Annotated in this window: 14 protein-coding genes; 11 read left to right on the top strand and 3 right to left on the bottom strand. The window is 61.9% G+C overall.

What is annotated here, in order from left to right; all coding sequences use genetic code 11:
• Nucleotides 1-63 precede the first annotated feature (63 nt).
• Complete coding sequence (locus KIO76_RS19770; RefSeq protein WP_213324854.1) at nucleotides 64-834, top strand: glycosyltransferase family 2 protein; 771 nt, start codon at nucleotides 64-66, stop codon at nucleotides 832-834.
• Nucleotides 834-1,178, top strand: coding sequence for a lipid-A-disaccharide synthase N-terminal domain-containing protein (locus tag KIO76_RS19765; RefSeq protein ID WP_213324851.1), 345 nt, complete (start codon nucleotides 834-836; stop codon nucleotides 1,176-1,178). The genes KIO76_RS19770 and KIO76_RS19765 overlap by 1 nt, the downstream gene beginning before the upstream one ends.
• Before the next feature lie 6 nt (nucleotides 1,179-1,184).
• Here the strand turns inward: KIO76_RS19765 and metC are convergent, their stop codons facing one another.
• Entirely contained in the window at nucleotides 1,185-2,387 is a 1,203-nt protein-coding gene (metC, locus tag KIO76_RS19760) for a cystathionine beta-lyase (protein WP_213324850.1), read from the bottom strand.
• Between the two features lie 256 nt (nucleotides 2,388-2,643).
• Here metC and KIO76_RS19755 point away from each other — a divergent pair, with 256 nt between their 5' ends.
• The 5 genes from KIO76_RS19755 to KIO76_RS19735 all read left to right on the top strand — a co-directional run bounded on the left by KIO76_RS19755 (nucleotide 2,644) and on the right by KIO76_RS19735 (nucleotide 8,463).
• The gene (locus KIO76_RS19755; protein ID WP_213324848.1) at nucleotides 2,644-3,675 is read left to right on the top strand and encodes an amino acid ABC transporter substrate-binding protein; all 1,032 of its coding nucleotides are present in this window, start codon (nucleotides 2,644-2,646) and stop codon (nucleotides 3,673-3,675) included.
• A 1,070-nt stretch (nucleotides 3,676-4,745) separates the two neighbouring features.
• Nucleotides 4,746-5,939 (top strand): amino acid ABC transporter permease, encoded by a 1,194-nt coding sequence (locus tag KIO76_RS19750; RefSeq protein ID WP_502761864.1) that lies wholly within the window; start codon nucleotides 4,746-4,748, stop codon nucleotides 5,937-5,939.
• 7 nt (nucleotides 5,940-5,946) lie between these two features.
• Nucleotides 5,947-7,098 (top strand): amino acid ABC transporter permease, encoded by a 1,152-nt coding sequence (locus KIO76_RS19745; RefSeq protein WP_213324846.1) that lies wholly within the window; start codon nucleotides 5,947-5,949, stop codon nucleotides 7,096-7,098.
• A gap of 83 nt (nucleotides 7,099-7,181) precedes the next feature.
• On the top strand, nucleotides 7,182-7,898 hold the full coding sequence (locus KIO76_RS19740) for an amino acid ABC transporter ATP-binding protein (RefSeq protein ID WP_213325358.1): 717 nt from the start codon (nucleotides 7,182-7,184) through the stop codon (nucleotides 7,896-7,898).
• 64 nt (nucleotides 7,899-7,962) lie between these two features.
• Complete coding sequence (locus KIO76_RS19735; RefSeq protein ID WP_213324845.1) at nucleotides 7,963-8,463, top strand: hypothetical protein; 501 nt, start codon at nucleotides 7,963-7,965, stop codon at nucleotides 8,461-8,463.
• A 110-nt stretch (nucleotides 8,464-8,573) separates the two neighbouring features.
• On the opposite strand, the gene KIO76_RS19730 is transcribed toward KIO76_RS19735, so the two are convergent.
• Nucleotides 8,574-9,431: a lytic murein transglycosylase gene (locus KIO76_RS19730; protein ID WP_213324844.1), complete on the bottom strand. Its 858-nt coding sequence runs from the start codon at nucleotides 9,429-9,431 to the stop codon at nucleotides 8,574-8,576.
• 108 nt (nucleotides 9,432-9,539) lie between these two features.
• Here KIO76_RS19730 and recO point away from each other — a divergent pair, with 108 nt between their 5' ends.
• Nucleotides 9,540-10,262 (top strand): DNA repair protein RecO, encoded by a 723-nt coding sequence (gene recO, locus KIO76_RS19725; RefSeq protein ID WP_213324843.1) that lies wholly within the window; start codon nucleotides 9,540-9,542, stop codon nucleotides 10,260-10,262.
• 39 nt (nucleotides 10,263-10,301) lie between these two features.
• Here recO and KIO76_RS19720 read toward each other — a convergent pair whose 3' ends face one another.
• Nucleotides 10,302-11,936, bottom strand: a complete 1,635-nt coding sequence (locus tag KIO76_RS19720; RefSeq protein WP_213324842.1) for an MFS transporter — start codon at nucleotides 11,934-11,936, stop codon at nucleotides 10,302-10,304.
• Nucleotides 11,937-12,302: 366 nt separating this feature from the next.
• Here KIO76_RS19720 and parC point away from each other — a divergent pair, with 366 nt between their 5' ends.
• From parC to KIO76_RS19705, 3 genes are all read left to right on the top strand, one after another.
• Nucleotides 12,303-14,549 (top strand): DNA topoisomerase IV subunit A, encoded by a 2,247-nt coding sequence (gene parC, locus KIO76_RS19715; RefSeq protein WP_213324841.1) that lies wholly within the window; start codon nucleotides 12,303-12,305, stop codon nucleotides 14,547-14,549.
• A gap of 669 nt (nucleotides 14,550-15,218) precedes the next feature.
• Complete coding sequence (gene thiL, locus KIO76_RS19710) at nucleotides 15,219-16,229, top strand: thiamine-phosphate kinase (RefSeq protein WP_213324840.1); 1,011 nt, start codon at nucleotides 15,219-15,221, stop codon at nucleotides 16,227-16,229.
• Between the two features lie 157 nt (nucleotides 16,230-16,386).
• Nucleotides 16,387-18,510, top strand: coding sequence for a sodium-translocating pyrophosphatase (locus KIO76_RS19705; protein ID WP_213324839.1), 2,124 nt, complete (start codon nucleotides 16,387-16,389; stop codon nucleotides 18,508-18,510).
• Nucleotides 18,511-18,530 lie beyond the last annotated feature (20 nt).

Below are 18,530 nucleotides of genomic sequence, written 5' to 3'. Positions count from 1 at the left end.
CCGGGACGCGTGGGCGCGCATCCATCCCAGCCGATCCTCCGTCTCGCTCCAAAAGGGCCGTGAATGTCTGAGACTTCCAGCGTCGCCGTCGAACCAGAAGCGAACGCGCCGGTGCCGCTTCTGAGCGTCGTCGTGCCCGTGCGCAATGAAGCAGGCAATATTGCTCCTCTCGTCGCGGAGATCGAAGCGGCCTGCCGTCCCCTCGGCGCCTTCGAAATCATCTATGTCGATGATGGGTCGACGGACGGCACGGCGACCGAGCTCGCCGCGCTGGCCGCGGAGCGTCCCCATCTCCGGCGGCTCCGCCACGCGGCGAGCTGTGGCCAGAGCGCGGCTGTTCGCACGGGGGTGCGCGCTGCCGTGGCGGCCATCGTGGTGACGCTCGATGGTGATGGCCAGAACAATCCGGCCTTCATCCCCGCCATGCTGGCGGCACTCCAGGCGGGTGGCGCCAAGGCCGGTCTGGTACAGGGCCAGCGCGTCGGCCGCAAAGATACCGGATTCAAGAAGTTCCAGTCCCGCGTGGCCAATGCGGTGCGAGCGCGCGTGCTGCGGGACGGCACGCGCGACACGGGTTGTGGTCTCAAGCTCTTCCGGCGAGATGTCTATCTCGCGCTGCCCTATTTCGATGCGCTCCATCGCTTCATGCCCGCTCTGGTCCGCCGTGACGGCTACGAAGTGCTCCTCGTCGATGTCGTCGACCGGCCGCGCTTTGCGGGCGTGTCCAATTACGGGTTCTTCGATCGCCTCTGGGTGGGGATCGTCGATCTCATGGGCGTGCGTTGGCTGATCGTGCGGCGCAAACGCATACCGATGGTCGAGGAAGCCGAATAATGTTGATCTCCCTGTCGCAGGCCGTCGGCGGCTATCTCTATGAGGTCTTCATCGAGAAGCTGGACTTCTGGCTGGTCCTCGGCCTCTTCGGTCAGATGCTGTTCGGGGCGCGCTTCATCGTCCAGTGGCTCGTGAGCGAGAAGGAGGGACGCAGTGTTATCCCTGTCGCCTTCTGGTTCTTTTCAATCGGCGGGGGACTCATCACCCTGGCTTACGGCCTGCACCAGCGCGAGCCAGTGATCATCCTCGGGCAGGCGCTCAGCATATTCATCTATGTGCGCAATCTCATGCTGATCAATCGCGACAAGCGGCGCGCCAAAAGCAGGGGCGGGGCCCCGCAATAGCATCGCTCAGGCCTTCGCGCGAACGGCCGCGAACCGCTCCAGCCCCGCACCCAGATCTGCCTTGAGATCCTCGACGTCCTCAAGGCCAATGTGCAGGCGCAGCGCCGGCCCGCCTGGAGCCCACCGGGTCGCTGTGCGCAGGGGCGCGCAGTCGAAAGGAATGGCAAGGCTCTCGAAGCCCCCCCACGAATAGCCCATGCCGAACAGCGCAAGCCCGTCGAGCAAGGCAGCGACCGCCTCGTCCGGTCCCGGTTTCAGCACGATGGAGAACAAGCCCGATGCACCGCGATAGTCCCGGGTGAAGAGGGCATGGCCTGGATCGGTCGGAAGCGCCGGATGAAGGACACGCTGGACCTCCGGATGGCCCGCCAGCCAGCCCGCCATTTCCAGTCCCGCCTGGTGATGCCGTGCCATGCGCAGCGGCAGCGTGCGCAATCCCCGTAGAACCAGGAACACGTCGTCCGGCGCGACCGTGACGCCAAGATCGCCCCAGGTGCGCTTCAATGCAGGCCACGTGGCGGCATTGGCGGAGATCGATCCGCACATCACGTCGGAATGGCCGCCGAGATATTTCGTGGCGGCTTGGATCGCGATATCGGCGCCGTTCTCGTGCGCGGAATAGAACAGGGGAGTTGCCCAGGTGTTGTCGGTGAGGACGATCGCACCATGCGCATGGGCTACCGCGGCGATCGCGGGAATGTCCTGCATCTCGAAGCTCTGCGAGCCGGGCGATTCGGTGAAGACGGCCCGCGTGTTCGACTTCAGCAATTTCGCGATATCCGCGCCGACGAGCGGATCATAATAGGTCGTCTCCACCCCGAATCGACGCAGCACACCGTCGCAGAAATTACGAGTCGGACCGTAGACGCTGTCAGTCATCAAAAGGTGATCGCCCGCCCTGAGGCAGGAAAGGAGGGCGGTGCTTACAGCGGCGAGACCGGAGGGACAGAGGACGACGCCGGCACTTTCCTTGCCCTCGAGTGCCACGAGCGCCTCTTCGAGAGCGCCCATGGTGGGGGAGCCCCGGCGCCCGTAGCTGTAGCGGCCGGTATGGCCGACGAGATCGGCCATGGTGGGGCTGAGAACCGTCGAGCCGTGCACGACGGGCGGATTCACGAAACCGAAATTCTCGTCCGGGTGGCGCCCGGCCACCACCATCCGCGTGCCGTCGCCCAAGCCTTCGATATCGCTTGCTGTCAGCTTGCGCATGCCGGCGCCTCCAGGATTTCGACCATTCGTGAAAAAGGTGTCGTGCTCACTGCACCGCGCACGGCATCCCCGTCAAGCCACACGAAAGCGCTATGATGCGGCTCTTGACCGCCGCGTTAATCTCGAATGTGATGCAGATTTATTGAGGTTTCGTGCCGACCGGATCGAACTGCAGGTGCCGGAGGGGCCGGTACTGGCAGGCGCCAAGAGAGGTTCGTTGTTGGCGGGGAAGCGAAACCAGAGTAGGAGAACAGCAATGAAATCAAAGTTGACGGCGCTCGCGACGGCGCTGGGGATCGCTGCGCTTGGCGCCACCACTGCCATGTCCTCGGCTGCAGCCGCGACGCTGGACCAGGTCAAGCAACGCGGTGTGCTGCAATGTGGCTCGAACACCGGCCTCGCCGGTTTCGGCGTCCCGAATGACAAGGGCGAATGGACCGGCTTCGATGTCGACATGTGCCGCGCGATCGCCGCTGCGATCTTCGATGATCCGACCAAGGTGAAATTCGTACCCTTGTCGGCCAAGGATCGCTTCACCGCGCTCCAGTCTGGTGAAGTGGATGTCCTCATCCGCAACACCACTTGGACCATGTCGCGCGATACATCGCTCGGCCTGAATTTTACGTCCACCAACTATTATGACGGCCAGGGTTTCATGGTCCGCAAGGGCTTGGGCGTGAAATCCGCGCTCGAACTCAATGGCGCTTCGGTCTGCGTTCAGCAGGGCACGACCACCGAGCTCAACCTCGCGGACTTCTTCCGCTCCCATAACATCAAATATGAGGTCGTGGCTTTCGCCTCCTCGTCGGAAGCCGTGAAGGCCTATGACTCCGGACGTTGCGACGCCTTCACCACTGATGCCTCGGCGCTCTACGCGGAGCGTCTGCGGCTCGTCGCGCCTGACGACAGCATCGTCCTGCCGGAAATCATCTCGAAGGAGCCCTTCGCGGCGGCGGTCCGCCATGGCGACGACCAGTGGTATGATCTCGTGCACTGGACGTTCTTCGCGATGGTCAATGCCGAAGATCTTGGCGTGTCGCAGGCCAATGTCACCGAGCAGCTCCAGTCGCAGAACCCGGAAGTGAAGCGCCTGCTCGGCACGGAGGGCAACTATGGCGAGGGCATCGGGCTGACCAAGGATTGGGCCGTGCGCATCGTCAAGCATGTCGGGAACTACGGCGACGTCTTCGAGCGCAACCTGGGTGAGAAGACCCCACTCAAGATCAAGCGCGGCTTGAATGCGCTGTGGACGAAGGGCGGGTTGATGTATGCGCCGCCAGTGCGCTGATCGGGCATGGACGAAGGCCCGGTCAGGTGTCCACGCTTGACCCAAGCGCCTGAACTTCGTGGCTGATTTTGGCTCCGGCGGGCAAGCTGCCGGAGCAACCTTCCTGAGGGCAGCGTGGAAATTGGCCCGACGCCAGCGCCAGGTGATTCCTGAATTGGCAGGCTCCTGCCAAGGCTTTTCCGTTACTACCGGGTGCCGGCGTTTGGACACGGCAATGGTACGGCCATGCGCTTCCTCAGCGATGGGCCTCGATTCCGGGTAAAATGACGCTGATCTTGAGGGCTGCCTTCATTCCATCGTTTCATGGCTCAGGACTTAAGCTGTAATGGGCTTCGTCCTCCAGATCGCCCGCCAGCTTTCCAAATCACTGTGCGATTTCCACGGCTGCCATCGATCTAACCGGCGGACGCCGTTGTTCGCTGAACGCGATCCAGCACAGCCAGGTCCTTCCCGTTGTTGGTTAGGCCTATGGATTGCTTGCTTGCTAGTCTCTTAGACTATTGTTGGATCGAATTGCATGTGACTTGCTGCGGATGCAAAATTGCCAAAGCTCGTTAGTCTGTTAATGTTTACAGTCAAGCAAACGCATTCTTCGCCACACGGAGGTGCAGTGCTAGCTTCGCTGATCTTGCGCCGCTGCCTCGGCTAGAGGGAGTGGGCCGTTGATATGGAAAACCCCACCCGGAGTTGCCGGCGCAGGCGCGGCCCGTGCGTGTCGGTAAATCCCGTAGGCGCTGATCGTGCCCAGGAAGATCAAGGTGATGAAGCGAGAGGCGCGCGGAGCATCTGGCGGTTATCAAAGTGGCGGAGATAGCACTAAGCTCTGAGAGAAGGCCACGGCGGGAATAAGCGCCAGCTTCTGCATTGAATGCAAGCAGCTGGAAACAAAGACCTATCCGGCTGGGAAGAAGCAGGTGAGGCCGGTCCTGTGGCATCCCCGGCCGACGCGTTCCGAACCAGACTTCTTGCGCATATGGCCAAGAGTTTGCGGTGCTTCTCCTGCTCTTTCGCAATCAGGATTATAATGAATTTGACGCGAATTTCGGATCATCGGACGATAAAATCGGGGAGTGGCCGTGTCCAGCGCTGACGTTTCCGGACCCAAACGCGGGTCCCTGATCAACGATCCGAAGATCAGGGGCTTCATTTACCAGTTCGTGCTGGTCGCTGTCCTGGCATTCCTCGTCTATGGCGCGGCCAGTAACGCCATTGAGAATCTGCGCGCCGCACGCATTGCCTCCGGCTTTGGCTTCCTCAGTCAGCCGGCTGGGTTCGACGTCAACCAGAAGCTCATTCCATTTTCGTCGTCAGGGTCTACCTATGCCGACGCATTCTTCGTCGGACTGTTGAACACCCTGCTCGTCGCCGCAATCGCCGTCGTCCTCGCCACCATCCTCGGCTTCGCGATCGGCGTGGCGCGGCTATCGCAGAACTGGATCGTCGCGAAACTCGCCGCAGTCTATGTCGAATGCGTCCGCAACGTCCCGCTGCTGCTGCAGCTGTTCATCTGGTACAACGCGGTGCTGAAGCCGCTGCCGGGTCCGCGGCAGTCTCTCGAACTCGGCGCAGGAACCTATCTCAACAGCCGCGGGCTCTTCATTCCTCAGCCGTTGTTCGGGGAACGTTTCGCCTGGGTCTGGATCAGCCTCGCGGTTGCGATCACGGGCGCTTACCTGTTTCACCGCTGGGCCCACCGCCAGCAACTGGCGACCGGCCGGCAGTATCCAGTCGTTCGCATCGCCCTCAGCCTCATCATCGGATTGCCTCTGGCGGTCTTTTTCCTGATGGGGCAGCCGCTGACCTTCAATTACCCTGAGCTGCGCGGGTTCAATTTCGCCGGCGGAATCCAGGTCTTTCCTGAATTCGTGGCGCTTTTGATCGGCCTGGCGACTTACACGGCCGCGTTCATTGCCGAAATCGTCAGGGCCGGAATTCTCTCGGTCTCTCGCGGACAGACCGAGGCCGCCTACGCGCTTGGCCTTCATTCCAGCCCGACTCTCCGGCTGGTGGTGGTGCCGCAGGCGATGCGGGTGATCATCCCGCCGCTGACCAACCAGTACCTCAATCTCGTCAAGAATTCCTCGCTGGCGGTCGCGATTGGTTATCCCGATCTCGTCCAGGTCTTCATGGGCACAGTGCTCAACCAGACGGGGCAGGCGGTCGAGGTGATCGCGATCACGATGGCTGTCTATCTCGCCATCAGCGTCGTCACGTCGCTGCTGATGAACATCTATAACCGCCGCATGGCGATCGTCGAACGGTGAGGCTGCGATGTCGATGCTTGTGACCCCACAGCCCTATCTTCGTCAGACCCAGGTGGATCCGGAGCCGCCGCCCGCGCTGGTCAGCGGACCGATTGCCTGGGTGCGTGCCCACCTGTTGTCGTCACCGCTCAACATCGCAATGACGGTGATAACGCTCTATCTCGCGTATCTCATCTTCATGCCCTTGATCAAATTCGCGCTGATCGACGCGGTATGGACAGGGCAGGATCGTGAAGCTTGCCTGGCGGGCCCCGGCGGAGGCGAGGTCGGCGCCTGCTGGGCCTATGTGGGAGCAAAGCTCAGCTATTTCATCTACGGCTCCTACCCCTGGGAGCAGCGCTGGCGAGTCGATATCTTCTTCGTGCTCACGGCGATCGGCGTCGTCTGGATGCTTTGGCTCGACGCTCCACGGCGCAACCTGGGCGCCATCTATTTCTTCATCGTTTACCCGATCGTGTCGTTCATCCTGCTCAGCGGCTGGAATGCCGTCGGTCTGAGCACCGTCGACACGTCGCTCTGGGGCGGCATCCTCGTCACCTTGATCGTGTCGATCGTCGGCATCGTGTTCTCGCTGCCCTTCGGCGTGGTGCTTGCGCTTGGCCGACGGTCGGCGTTACCGGCGATCAGGCTGGCCAGTGTCATCTTCATCGAGGTAATCCGCGGCGTGCCGCTGATTACCGTGCTGTTCATGGCCAACACCATGCTGCCTCTGTTTCTGCCGGGCAACATGACGCCGGACAGATTGCTGCGCCCACTGGTGGGCGTGGCGATCTTCGCCGCCGCCTATATGGCGGAGGTCGTGCGCGGCGGACTGCAGGCGATCCCGAAGGGGCAATACGAGGGCGCGATGTCGCTCGGCCTCGGCTATTGGACGATGATGCGCCTGGTGGTGCTTCCGCAGGCCCTGCGCATCGTGATCCCCGGCATCGTCAATGTGTTCATCGCGCTTTTCAAGGACACGACGCTCGTTTCCATCGTCGGCATCTTTGATCTCCTGCGTACCATTGAAGCCACGTTGACGGACCCTACCTGGAGCACGCCCACGACCCGTTTCTCGGGTTACGCCTTCGCTGCGGTGTTCTATTTTATCTTCTGTTTCGGTATGTCTCGCTATTCGCTCGCGATCGAACGGCGCTTCGCGAGGGGACACAAGAGGTGAATGCGACAATGGCCACTGCAACTGCCCCTCAGACATCTGCCCGTTTGAAGCCGACACCGCTGAAAGGTGAGGTGGCGGTCGAGATGGTCGACGTGCACAAGTGGTATGGTGAATTCCATGTGCTCAGGGACATCAATCTCAAGGTCACCCGCGGCGAGCGCATCGTGATCTGCGGGCCATCAGGCTCGGGCAAATCGACGATGATTCGCTGCATCAACCGTCTCGAAGAGCATCAGCGCGGTTCGATTGTCGTCGACGGGATAGAGCTCACGAACGATCTCAAGCGCATCGATGAGGTGCGGAGGGACGTCGGCATGGTGTTCCAGCACTTCAATCTCTTCCCGCATCTGACAATCCTCGAGAACTGCACGCTCGCGCCGATCTGGGTTCGCAAGATGCCCAAGAAGCAGGCCGAGGAAGTGGCTATGCACTATCTCACGCGCGTGAAGATCCCGGAGCAGGCCAATAAATATCCAGGTCAGCTCTCGGGCGGTCAGCAGCAGCGTGTGGCCATTGCCCGCTCGCTCTGCATGAACCCCAAGATCATGCTGTTCGACGAGCCGACCTCCGCGCTTGATCCTGAAATGGTCAAGGAGGTTCTCGACACCATGGTTGGGCTTGCCGAAGAAGGCATGACCATGCTGTGTGTCACCCACGAGATGGGCTTCGCGCGGCAGGTTGCCAACCGCGTCATCTTCATGGATGCGGGACAGATTGTCGAAATGAACACGCCCAACGAGTTCTTCGCCAATCCGCAGCACGAGCGTACGAAGCTGTTCCTCAGTCAAATCCTGCACTAAGACCATCCGGGTCGGCTCGGGGTGTCTGCCATCGCCTGGAGCCGCTTCTCGCCGGAGGCTTGGGATGCGTTTCCTGATCATTGCGTTCGCTGCGATCGCGGCTGCTTTCGCCGTATCGCTGGTTCTCGGGCGGCGTGGAATTTACGTCGCCACAGTCGCCTTGCTCATCGGCGCCGGCATAGCCCTGCTATCCGTCTTCATCACCAGCTGCTCACAGTGCTGGACGTCGGCTTTGCCGGTGGGCGCCTTCTTTTCCGCGCCGTTCTACATTGTCGGGTGGATCGCACTTGCGCAGGCCGAGGTGGTCGAGAGCAGACGTTCTCTGCTCTATGGCCTCTGCGGCGTCATGGTCGTTCAGGTGTTGTGGGCCAGCAGGGTCATTCTGTTTGCCACGGTCGATGGCCGCTGCCCATGTGGTGCCGGACTTTTCGGCCTCATCAACACCGAACTGTCGGCCGTGGGCTTCGATCGCTGGGCCGGCCCGTGGTTCCTGGCGGAGGCCATCGTGACACTGGCGATCCTCATCGCCGTCTTGCGGCGGCGGGCTGAACTGCCCACCGCCTGAAGGTATTTCTCGAACGGGTAGCTGCGAGCCCGATCCCGACCTCTTCTCCCCCTGCCATCCGGCTGCGGAAGTGTCTGCGAGCTAGCCGGCGGAGTTGCGACGGGACGAGTTCAATTCGAGGCGGCGCGCGTACCTTCGAGCCGGGAGGCGAAATAGCCGATCGTGCGCGAATAGACGGCCGCCCGGTTCCACTGCCTCAGCACTTCCGAATTCGCGGAGCCTGGCTCCCAGGAGCCGCCTGCAACCCATCCATGCCCTTTCAGGAAATTGGCGGTTGAGGCCAGGACGTCGGGCACGCTGCGAATCAGGTCGCGGCGGCCATCGCCGTCGAAATCCACCGCGTAGCGGTAATAGGAGCTGGCCATGAACTGGGTCTGGCCTATTTCTCCAGCCCAGGCGCCGCGCATTTCGGAGGGATGCAGATCGCCGCGATCGACAACCCGGAGCGCGTCGAGAAGCTGGGCGCGGAACATGTCGGAGCGCCGGCAGTCATAGGCAAGGGTGGCGATGGACCGTATCGCCGGCAGTTTGCCCATGTTGCCGCCGAAATCGGTCTCCAGCCCCCAGATGGCTACGATGATCGCTGGCTGGACGCCATAACGCTGCTCGATCTGCCGCAGCAGGCCGGCATGCCGCTTCAGGAGGCCCGAGCCCTTCTGAACGCGATAAGGTGGAACCATGCGCTGGGAAAACTGCTCGAAGCTCTGGCGAAAATGGCCCTGCCGCCGGTCCTGGCGTACAACGGCGGGATCAAAGGTGACGCCGTCAAGCGCTGCCAAACCCCGCGGGGAGACGCCTTGGCTTGCCGCCTGCTGACGGAAGCTGGCGATAAAGCCCTCGAAACTGCCCGAGGTCTGACAGCCCGCATTGGATTGCGCCTGCGCGGGGCTCAAGGATGTGAACAGCAAGATGGGGAGGGCAGAAAGGAGGGAAGACAGTGAAACTCGACGCAGTTTGGCCGATGGCATGGCAAGCCTCTCGCGTTGTTTCCAAAGAACTGCCGTTTCAAAACGGCATCGGTGATGGTAGGCCGCGGCCTGTAGCTTTTGCAATGTTGCGCGATCGGCGAACCGCTCATGCAGTGGCAGGATGATGGTATCATTATAGGGGTCAAGCGTCACGGCGAAGGGAGCGTCATCCTGGAACTGATGACGAAGGCCCATGGACGGCATCTAGGCCTTGTTCGCGGCGGCCGCTCGCCGCGCCAGCAGGCCACCCTGCAGGCTGGCAATCGGGTGGATGCGGTCTGGCGCGCGCGCATCGAGGAGCAGCTCGGCACCTATGCGGTTGAGGCCGTGAAGCTGAACACGGCGCGCTTCCTCGGCGCGCCCGCTGCACTTTACGGTCTGGCGTCCGCCGCGGCGTTGCTACGGCTTTTGCCGGAGCGCGATCCTCACCCGGGCTTGTTCGAGGCGCTGGGCGTCCTTGTCGACCATCTGGACGACGCGCGAATTGCGCCGGCGCTGCTTGTGCGGTTCGAGCTCGAGATGCTGGCCGAGCTCGGGTTTGGGCTCGATCTCGGAGCCTGCGCCGCGACGGGGACCACGTCCGAACTCGTCTATGTGTCACCGAAATCGGGACGGGCGGTCTCTGCCGTGGCCGGGGCGCCTTATCACGAGCGCCTGCTCGCACTGCCGGGATTTCTCCGAGAAGATCGCTCACGGGATCACCCCACCAATGCCGAGGTCGTCGCGGGTTTCACCCTGACCGGCTATTTCCTGCGGCGGCATGTCTTCGCCCCCAGGAGCATTGCCTGGCCCGAGGCCCGCGATCTTTTCGTCGCGCAGCTCAAGGATTGAGCGAGGGCGCGGTTCGTCGCGCGCGCAGCTGGCGGTACACTACTGGTGTAAGTCGATCATCTCCTTGCGTGGCGCCGTGCGTGGCGGCCACTCCGGCGAGCGCTCGATCATGCGGTGGACTTTCGGGCGCTCGGGACCGGCGTGCAGGGCTCTCAGCCGCTCGCCCACGGCGGCATCAGCCTTCGTGATGCGCTGGTTATGCCTGATATAGTCGATCCAGGTGGGGGTCTGATAGCTTTCCCACCAGATATCAGGTTTCTCCAGGCTACGCGTCAGCGTCCAATATCGCGCGCCATCGCGGCGGCGAATCCGACGCCGCTCAGCCATGGCGCTCAGGAAGGCCGGCAAGTTCTCGTCCTTGATGATATATTCAATGATGATGACGATCGGCCCGCTGCGCGGAAGGAGGTCAAGCGCCAGGTGCGGCTCCTTCCAGCTGTTGAGCGGATCGAGATTGAGCGCGGTCTGCTCGGGAAGACCGAGGCGTTTCAAGCCGAGCGCCGCACCGGCCAGCATAAGCGCCGATGCGATCATCAGCGCAGTGGCCGGCCCGGATTGCTGCGCGACGGTACCCCAGACCCAGCTTCCGAGCGCCATGCCGCCGAAGCTCGCGGTCTGGTAAAGCGAGAGCGCCCGGCCAACGACCCAGCGTGGTGTGGACAGCTGCACGGCGACGTTGAAGAGCGAGAAGGCAATGACCCAGCTGGCGCCGCCTATGAGGAGTGCGGCGCCGGTGAGCCAGGCCTCCGTGCTCAGTGCGATCGTGAAAGCGCACACGGCAAAGCCGGTGAAGGCGAGGCGGATGCGGATCTCGGCCGACAGCGCTTGTCTCAGCCACTCCGCGATCAGCGCGCCGCCAACGGCACCCACGCCGAAGGCTCCAAGGAAAATGCCGTAGAGAAGCGGGCCGCCGCCAACGATGTCGCGCGCGACCAGGGGCAGCAGCGCGACGACTGAAATCACGGTGAAGCCGAAGACGCAGGAGCGCAGAAGGACTTTTTCGATGTTGGGCGACATCGCGACGTAGCGCAATCCGGCGGCTATGGCAGAGCCGATGGTCTCGCGGGGCAGGCTGCTGGCCGGGCGCTTGAGATCCCAGCGCCAAAGCACCGCGATCAGAGCGAGATAGCTCATCGCATTGACGGTGAAGGCAGCCGCCGCCCCGCCGAACGCCACAATGGCGCCGCCAATCGCCGGCCCGACGCTGCGGGTGAGATTGAAGCCCATGCCGTTGAGGGCCACCGCGGCCGGGAGATCCTCGCGCGGGACCATGTCACCGACCGACGCCTGCCACGACGGATTGTTGAGCGCCGTGCCGCACCCGATCAGGAAAGTGAAGGCCAAGAGCAGCCAGGGCGTGATCACACCGAGATAGGTGGTGACGGCGAGCCCGATCGAGACCACCAGCATCGTGCTCTGGGCAACCAGCATGACGTCGCGGCGGTTGAAGTTGTCAGCGATCGCGCCGGCGGCGATCGAGAAGAGCATGATCGGTAGAGCCGCGGAGGCCTGCACAAGGGCAACCATGTCGGCGGAATCCGAGATGGTCGTCATCATCCAGGCGGCGCCGACGCCTTGTATCAGTGAGCCGAAGTTTGACGCGAGATTCGCGGTCCATATGGCACGGAACGTCTCATGCCTGAACGGTGCCAGCGGCGAAATTTTCTCGGTCAACGAATCGGTCTCGACTACAAAGACGGCACGAATGCCGAGGCTGACTAATTAGAAAGCATCGAAGGCAGGGATACCAGTCCTGCGGTACGGAATTGTAAATTCCGCGACCGGCCGTGCTGGATGAGTGACCTTTGGGGCTAGGAGGTAACGAAAGACTTGGCGGGGACATCAATTCTGACCGCGATTCTGACCGCTTGCGCAGCGGCCATTTGTTCGCTACTTGTTCTCAGATGTGACGGCCTGTTGCCGCACAACGCATGCAGGGGCTCGGATACATCGCCGACGAACGTTGGCGTCGGGGATAGCGTGTTGTGAGAGCAGAAAGTCGCCTTTCGCTTTCACGTTTCATGCTCTAAGGACAAGCTCATGGGAAAGCCAGTCGACCCGCCGGATGATGACGGCGTCGAAAGCGTCGGTTTGAAGGATGCGCTCGAGGAGCGCTACCTCGCCTATGCCTTGTCCACGATCATGCACCGCGCCTTGCCCGATGCGCGCGACGGCTTGAAGCCGGTGCATCGGCGCATTCTGCACGGTATGCGGCTGCTGAGGCTTGAACCGGGCGCTGCCTTCAAGAAGTCTGCCCGCGTCGTGGGTGACGTGATGGGTCAGTTCCATCCCCACGGTGACCAGGCCATCTATGACGCGCTGGTGCGGCTCGCCCAGGATTTCGCGCAACGCTATCCGCTAGTCGACGGGCAGGGCAATTTCGGCAACATCGATGGGGATAGCGCGGCGGCGATGCGCTATACCGAGGCGCGCCTTACGGAAGTTGCGCGGCTTCTCCTGCAGGATATCGACGAAGATGCCGTCGATTTTCGCGATACCTACGATGAAGCCAACCGTGAGCCGGTCGTCCTCCCGGCCGCCTTCCCCAATCTCCTGGCCAATGGAAGCCAGGGCATCGCAGTCGGCATGGCGACCTCGATCCCACCGCATAACGCGGCCGAGATCTGTGATGCGGCGCTCTATCTCATCAGCCACAAGGACGCGACTTCCGATCAGTTGCTCACCTTCGTGCAGGGTCCGGACCTGCCGACCGGGGGCATCATCATCGATGATCGGGACAGCATCGCGGAGGCGTATCGCACGGGACGCGGCTCGTTCCGCGTCCGCGCCCGTTGGCACCGGGAGGAGACGGGGCGGGGGGGCTGGATCGCGGTCGTCACCGAAATTCCCTACGGAATCGCGAAGGCCCGGCTGATCGAGAAAATCGCCGAGCTCCTCCAGGAGAAGAAGCTGCCGCTGGTCGCCGACGTACGCGACGAGTCGGCGGAGGACATCCGCGTCGTCTTCGAGCCGCGCTCGCGCACCGTGGACGATACGCTTCTGATGGAATCCCTGTTCCGGCTGACCGAGCTCGATTCGCGCGTCTCCCTGAACATGAACGTTCTGACGAGCGGGCAAGTGCCGAAGGTGCTTGGCCTCGCCGAAGTCCTGCGGGAGTGGCTGGACCACCGCCGCGACGTTTTGCAGCGTCGTTCCCGCCATCGGCACGCGGTGATCGAGCGCCGGCTCGAGATCCTCAACGGCTTGCTGATCGTCTATCTGGATCTCGATCGGGTCATCAAGATCATTCGCGAGGAGGACGAGCCGAAAGCTGAGCTGATCAAGGTCTTTACACTGACCGACGTACAGGCGGAAGCCATCCTTAATACGCGCTTGCGCAGCTTGCGCCGGCTTGAGGAAATGGAACTGAAGCGCGAGCTGGAAAGCCTCACGACGGAGAAGGCCGACATCGAGGCGCTGCTCGCATCCGAGCCGACCCAGTGGAAGCGCGTGACGCAAGAGATTCGCGCGGTCCGCAAAACCTTCGGGCCGGAGACACCGCTAGGCCGCCGACGGACCACCTTCGCCACGCCGCCAGCCGCCAGTGACATCGACCTCACGGAGGCGATGGTCGAACGTGAGCCGATTACGGTGGTCATCTCCGAAAAAGGCTGGATTCGCGCCCTCAAGGGCCTCGTGTCGGACCTCTCGGGCCTGCAGTTCAAGGGGGACGATCGTCTCAAGCTTTCGCTCGCCACCGAGACGACAGCGAAAATTCTCGTCTTCTCCACCAACGGCAAGGTCTTCACGCTGGACGCTGCGAAGCTTCCCGGCGGGCGCGGCTATGGCGATCCGATCCGCCTGATGGTGGATCTCGACGACGGCGCGGATATCGTGACGGCAGTCGCCTTCCAACCAGACACCAAGCTCCTCGTCGCGTCGCACGAGGGCAGGGGGTTCCTCGTCAAGAGCGAAGACCTCACCGGCAATACCCGCAAGGGCAAGCAACTTCTGAATGTCGATGCAACGGGACGCCTTGCCCTCGTAACGCCGGCCGAGGGCACGCATATCGCCGTTATCGGCGAGAACCGCAAGATGCTCGTTTTCCCGATCACGCAGGCGCCGGAGATGACGCGCGGTCGCGGCGTTCGCCTGCAGAAATACCGGGACGGTGGACTGTCAGATGGCAAGGTCTTCAACCTTGCGGACGGTTTGACCTGGAAGGATAGCTCAGACCGGACCTGGACGGTCAGCGAGACGGATCTGCGTGACTGGGTGGGCAACCGTGCCGAGGCAGGACGGTTGCCGCCGAAGGGCTTCCCCAAGAACAATCGGTTCGGGGACTAGGCAAGATTATCATTCTGCCACCATGAAGCGGCAGAATGCTCACACAATGGTCGCGGGATCGTTGCCCCCATCCAATGATGCATAATCCGACTGGCCGACGAGACGGGGCGTTTCTGCGTGGACCCCGGCATCGTTCGCTGTGATCTGCAGCGAACATGAGGACGATGAAAACAGGTTCTTTAACCAGCAGAAAGCCCGCGTCCAGATGCTCGGCTCATCACGCCCGTTGTCGTTGTTATCCGAGTCATCATCCTGAAAATTCAAACTAAACACGGCCTTGCTCCTCAAGACTATTACGATGCGTCGTATCGGCGATGGTTGACGTGGTATAGATTTGTTGTGATATGCTGGCTGCTAATTGAGGTAAATTTGTTATTCTTGTTTTGCGTGTGCTCGAAATGACCATTTTTTACTAGGAGAAATATAGTTAAATGTGATCCTGTCTGTTTCATTGTTTTCCTATTTCGGATTTTCACACTTTTAAAGTGTATGCGGTGCCTATCACAATCCTAGGAGTCATTTCAAATGTTTGAATTTCTCGGTGAAATAGCTGGACTCTCTGGATTCGAACGAGGCGCAATGGCATCGCGCGAGGGCGGATTTGATCGCTAATCGCGCCGCTCCTATGTTGCGTCAGGCGGTGGCGACACATAGCGGACGCGAATATTCATGAACACAGTCGCATTCTCGGAAGATGAGCTTATCGCCCGGTTCTTCGCGCCCTTGGCGGGGGCCGGGGGGCTCGGGCTTCGGGACGACGCCGCCCACATCGCCCCGCCAGCCGGGGCGGACATCGTCATGACAGTCGATGCGCTGGTTGCCGGCGTGCATTTCTTCGCGGACGATCCTGCCGGGGCGATCGCCCGCAAAGCGCTCCGCGTCAATCTCTCCGATCTCGCTGCCAAGGGTGCGGCGCCGCTCGGTTTTCTGCTCACGTTCGCGATGCCGTCTCCCTGGCCGGATCACCTCGCGCCGCTGAACGACTGGCTTTCGGCCTTCGCGCGCGAGCTCGGAGAGGATGCGGAGACTTACGGCTGCCCACTGCTCGGGGGCGATACGGTCAAGACGCCAGGTCCCTTGACGCTGTCGCTGACTGCCTTCGGGCAGGTTCCTGCCGGCAAGATGGTGGCGCGAACCGCAGCACGCCCCGGAGATCTCATCGCCGTTACCGGTACGATCGGTGATGCCGCGCTGGGGCTGCGTTGCCGGACCGAGGCAAACGCTTCATGGACAACGAGCCTGGAGCCGGCTCACAGGGAATTTCTTGCTCGGCGCTATCTGCTGCCTGAGCCACGCAGCGCAGTGGCTGAGATCTTGCGTACCCATGGTCATGCGGGGATGGATGTGTCCGATGGGCTGATCGGCGATCTTGAGAAGATGATGCGTGTGTCTGGCGTGTCGGCGCGCGTCGCGCTTGATGCCGTGCCCCTGTCGGAGGCGGCGTGCCACGCGATTGCCGCCGACCCATCGCTTTTCGAGACGGCGATGACCGGAGGGGACGACTACGAGATCCTGCTCACGGCTACGCCGGCTGCGACGGAGCGCCTCAAGGCTGAGGCGATGACCGCTGGGGTTGCGATCTCCGTCATCGGGGAGGTGCTTGCAGGTACCGATGATGTCGCTTTCAGCCGTGGAGAAGCGGCAATCACTTTCTCGAGGCGCTCTTATAGCCATTTTTGAGCCGATTTCGCGGTCTTAGGCGCAATGGCGTTTGCTTTGTTCCCGCAATTTTGATGCACTGGCTACCGCCAAAAAGGGCTGGGGGAATCCGTCGTTCAGCACACAGGATCGCACCGACCGAGGGTGCGTAGACCCCCGTCGATCAAGGGACGGAAACATGACCGCATTGCTTATCATTATGCTGGCAGGCGCTCTATCCATCGTCTACGGCGTTTATACGATCCAGGTTGTCATGGCGGCTGATGCCGGCACAGCACGTATGCAGGAGATCGCGGGAGCGATCAGGGAAGGGGCGCAGGCCTATCTGCGCCGCCAGTACAGCACTGTCGCAGTCGTCGGCGTGGTGCTTTTCATAGGGCTTGCATGGTTTCTGGGTATCGTCGTGGCCGTGGGCTTCGCGCTCGGTGCCGTCTTATCGGCGGCCGCTGGCTTCATCGGCATGAATGTTTCCGTCCGCGCGAATGTTCGCACCGCCCAGGCTGCGACCCAATCCCTTGCGGCGGGACTTGATCTCGCCTTCAAGTCCGGTGCCGTAACGGGCATGCTGGTTGCCGGTCTCGCCCTTCTCGGCGTCGTCGTCTACTACACGGTGCTTGTCGGCATCATGGGGCATGCGCCAGGTGACCGATTGGTGATTGACGGTCTTGTCGCGCTCGGCTTCGGCGCTTCGCTCATCTCGATCTTCGCGCGCCTTGGTGGCGGCATCTTCACCAAGGGTGCTGATGTCGGTGGTGATCTCGTCGGCAAGGTGGAGGCGGGCATTCCCGAGGATGATCCCCGCAATCCCGCGACAATCGCAGATAATGTGGGCGACAATGTCGGCGATTGCGCCGGCATGGCGGCCGACCTGTTCGAGACCTACGCGGTGACAGTGGTCGCGACGATGGTGCTCGGGTCCATCTTCTTTGCGGGAGGACCACTGCTGCAGTCCGTCCTCATTTACCCGCTGGCGATCTGCGCGGCCTGTATCGTGACGTCGATTATCGGCACCTATTTCGTGAAGCTCGGTGCGAATCAGTCGATCATGGGAGCGCTCTACAAGGGGTTTATCGGCGCCGGCGCGTTGTCGATCGTCGCCATCGCGCTGGTCACTTGGCTCGTGTTCGGCGGTTTTTCAACTGTCCTGACGACCACCACTGGCGTGACGTTCACGTCGGGCGCTCTGTTCATCTGCGCCTGCACGGGCCTCATCGTGACGGCGCTGATCGTCATCGTGACGGAATACTATACCGGTACGGGCTACCGGCCGGTCACCTCGATTGCGTCGGCTTCGGTCACGGGCCATGGCACCAACGTCATTCAGGGATTGGCCGTCTCTCTCGAATCAACCGCGTTGCCGGCTTTGATCATCATCGCGGGTATCCTTGTCACCTACAGCACCGCCGGCCTGTTCGGCATCGCGATCGCGGTCACGGCCATGCTCGCGTTGGCCGGTGTCGTCGTGGCTCTCGACGCCTTCGGGCCAGTGACGGACAATGCCGGTGGCATTGCCGAAATGGCCGGTTTGCCGAAGGAAGTGCGGGTGTCCACCGATGCGCTCGACGCTGTGGGTAACACCACCAAGGCCGTCACGAAGGGGTACGCTATTGGGTCCGCCGGGCTCGGCGCACTCGTGCTTTTCGCCGCCTATACGTCCGACCTCGCGCATTTCACCAGCAATAGCGCCAACTATCCCTACTTCGCCGGTGTGACGGTCGACTTCTCGCTGTCGAACCCGTTCGTCGTGGTCGGGCTCTTGTTCGGTGGCCTTTTGCCGTTCGTCTTCGCCGGCATGGGCATGACCGCGGTCGGCCGTGCTGCGGGCTCGGTCGTCGAGGAGGTGCGCCGGCAGTTCCGCGAGCGACCAGGCATCATGAAGGGGACCGATCGGCCGGATTATGGGCGAGCGGTGGACATGCTTACCAAGGCGGCAATCCGTGAAATGGTGATCCCGTCCTTGCTGCCCGTGCTGTCGCCACTGATCGCCTATGGCGTCATCTACGCCGTGGCGGGTAAGAGCAACGCCTTCGCCGCGGTTGGCGCCATGCTCCTGGGCGTCATTATCACAGGTCTTTTTGTCGCCATCTCGATGACGTCAGGTGGCGGAGCTTGGGACAACGCTAAGAAATATATCGAGGAAGGCCACCATGGCGGGAAGGGATCCGACGCCCACAAGGCGGCCGTGACCGGCGATACGGTCGGAGATCCCTACAAGGATACCGCAGGGCCGGCGATCAATCCCATGATCAAGATCACCAATATCGTGGCCTTGCTCCTGCTCGCGGTCCTCGCGCATTTCTGAGAAATGTCGCAGCACGGCTG

Source organism: Chelatococcus sp. YT9 (assembly GCF_018398315.1).
Taxonomy (GTDB): Bacteria; Pseudomonadota; Alphaproteobacteria; order Rhizobiales; family Beijerinckiaceae; genus Chelatococcus.
Note: the sequence above shows the minus strand (reverse complement) of the source record. Positions and strands in the feature narration are given on the sequence as shown.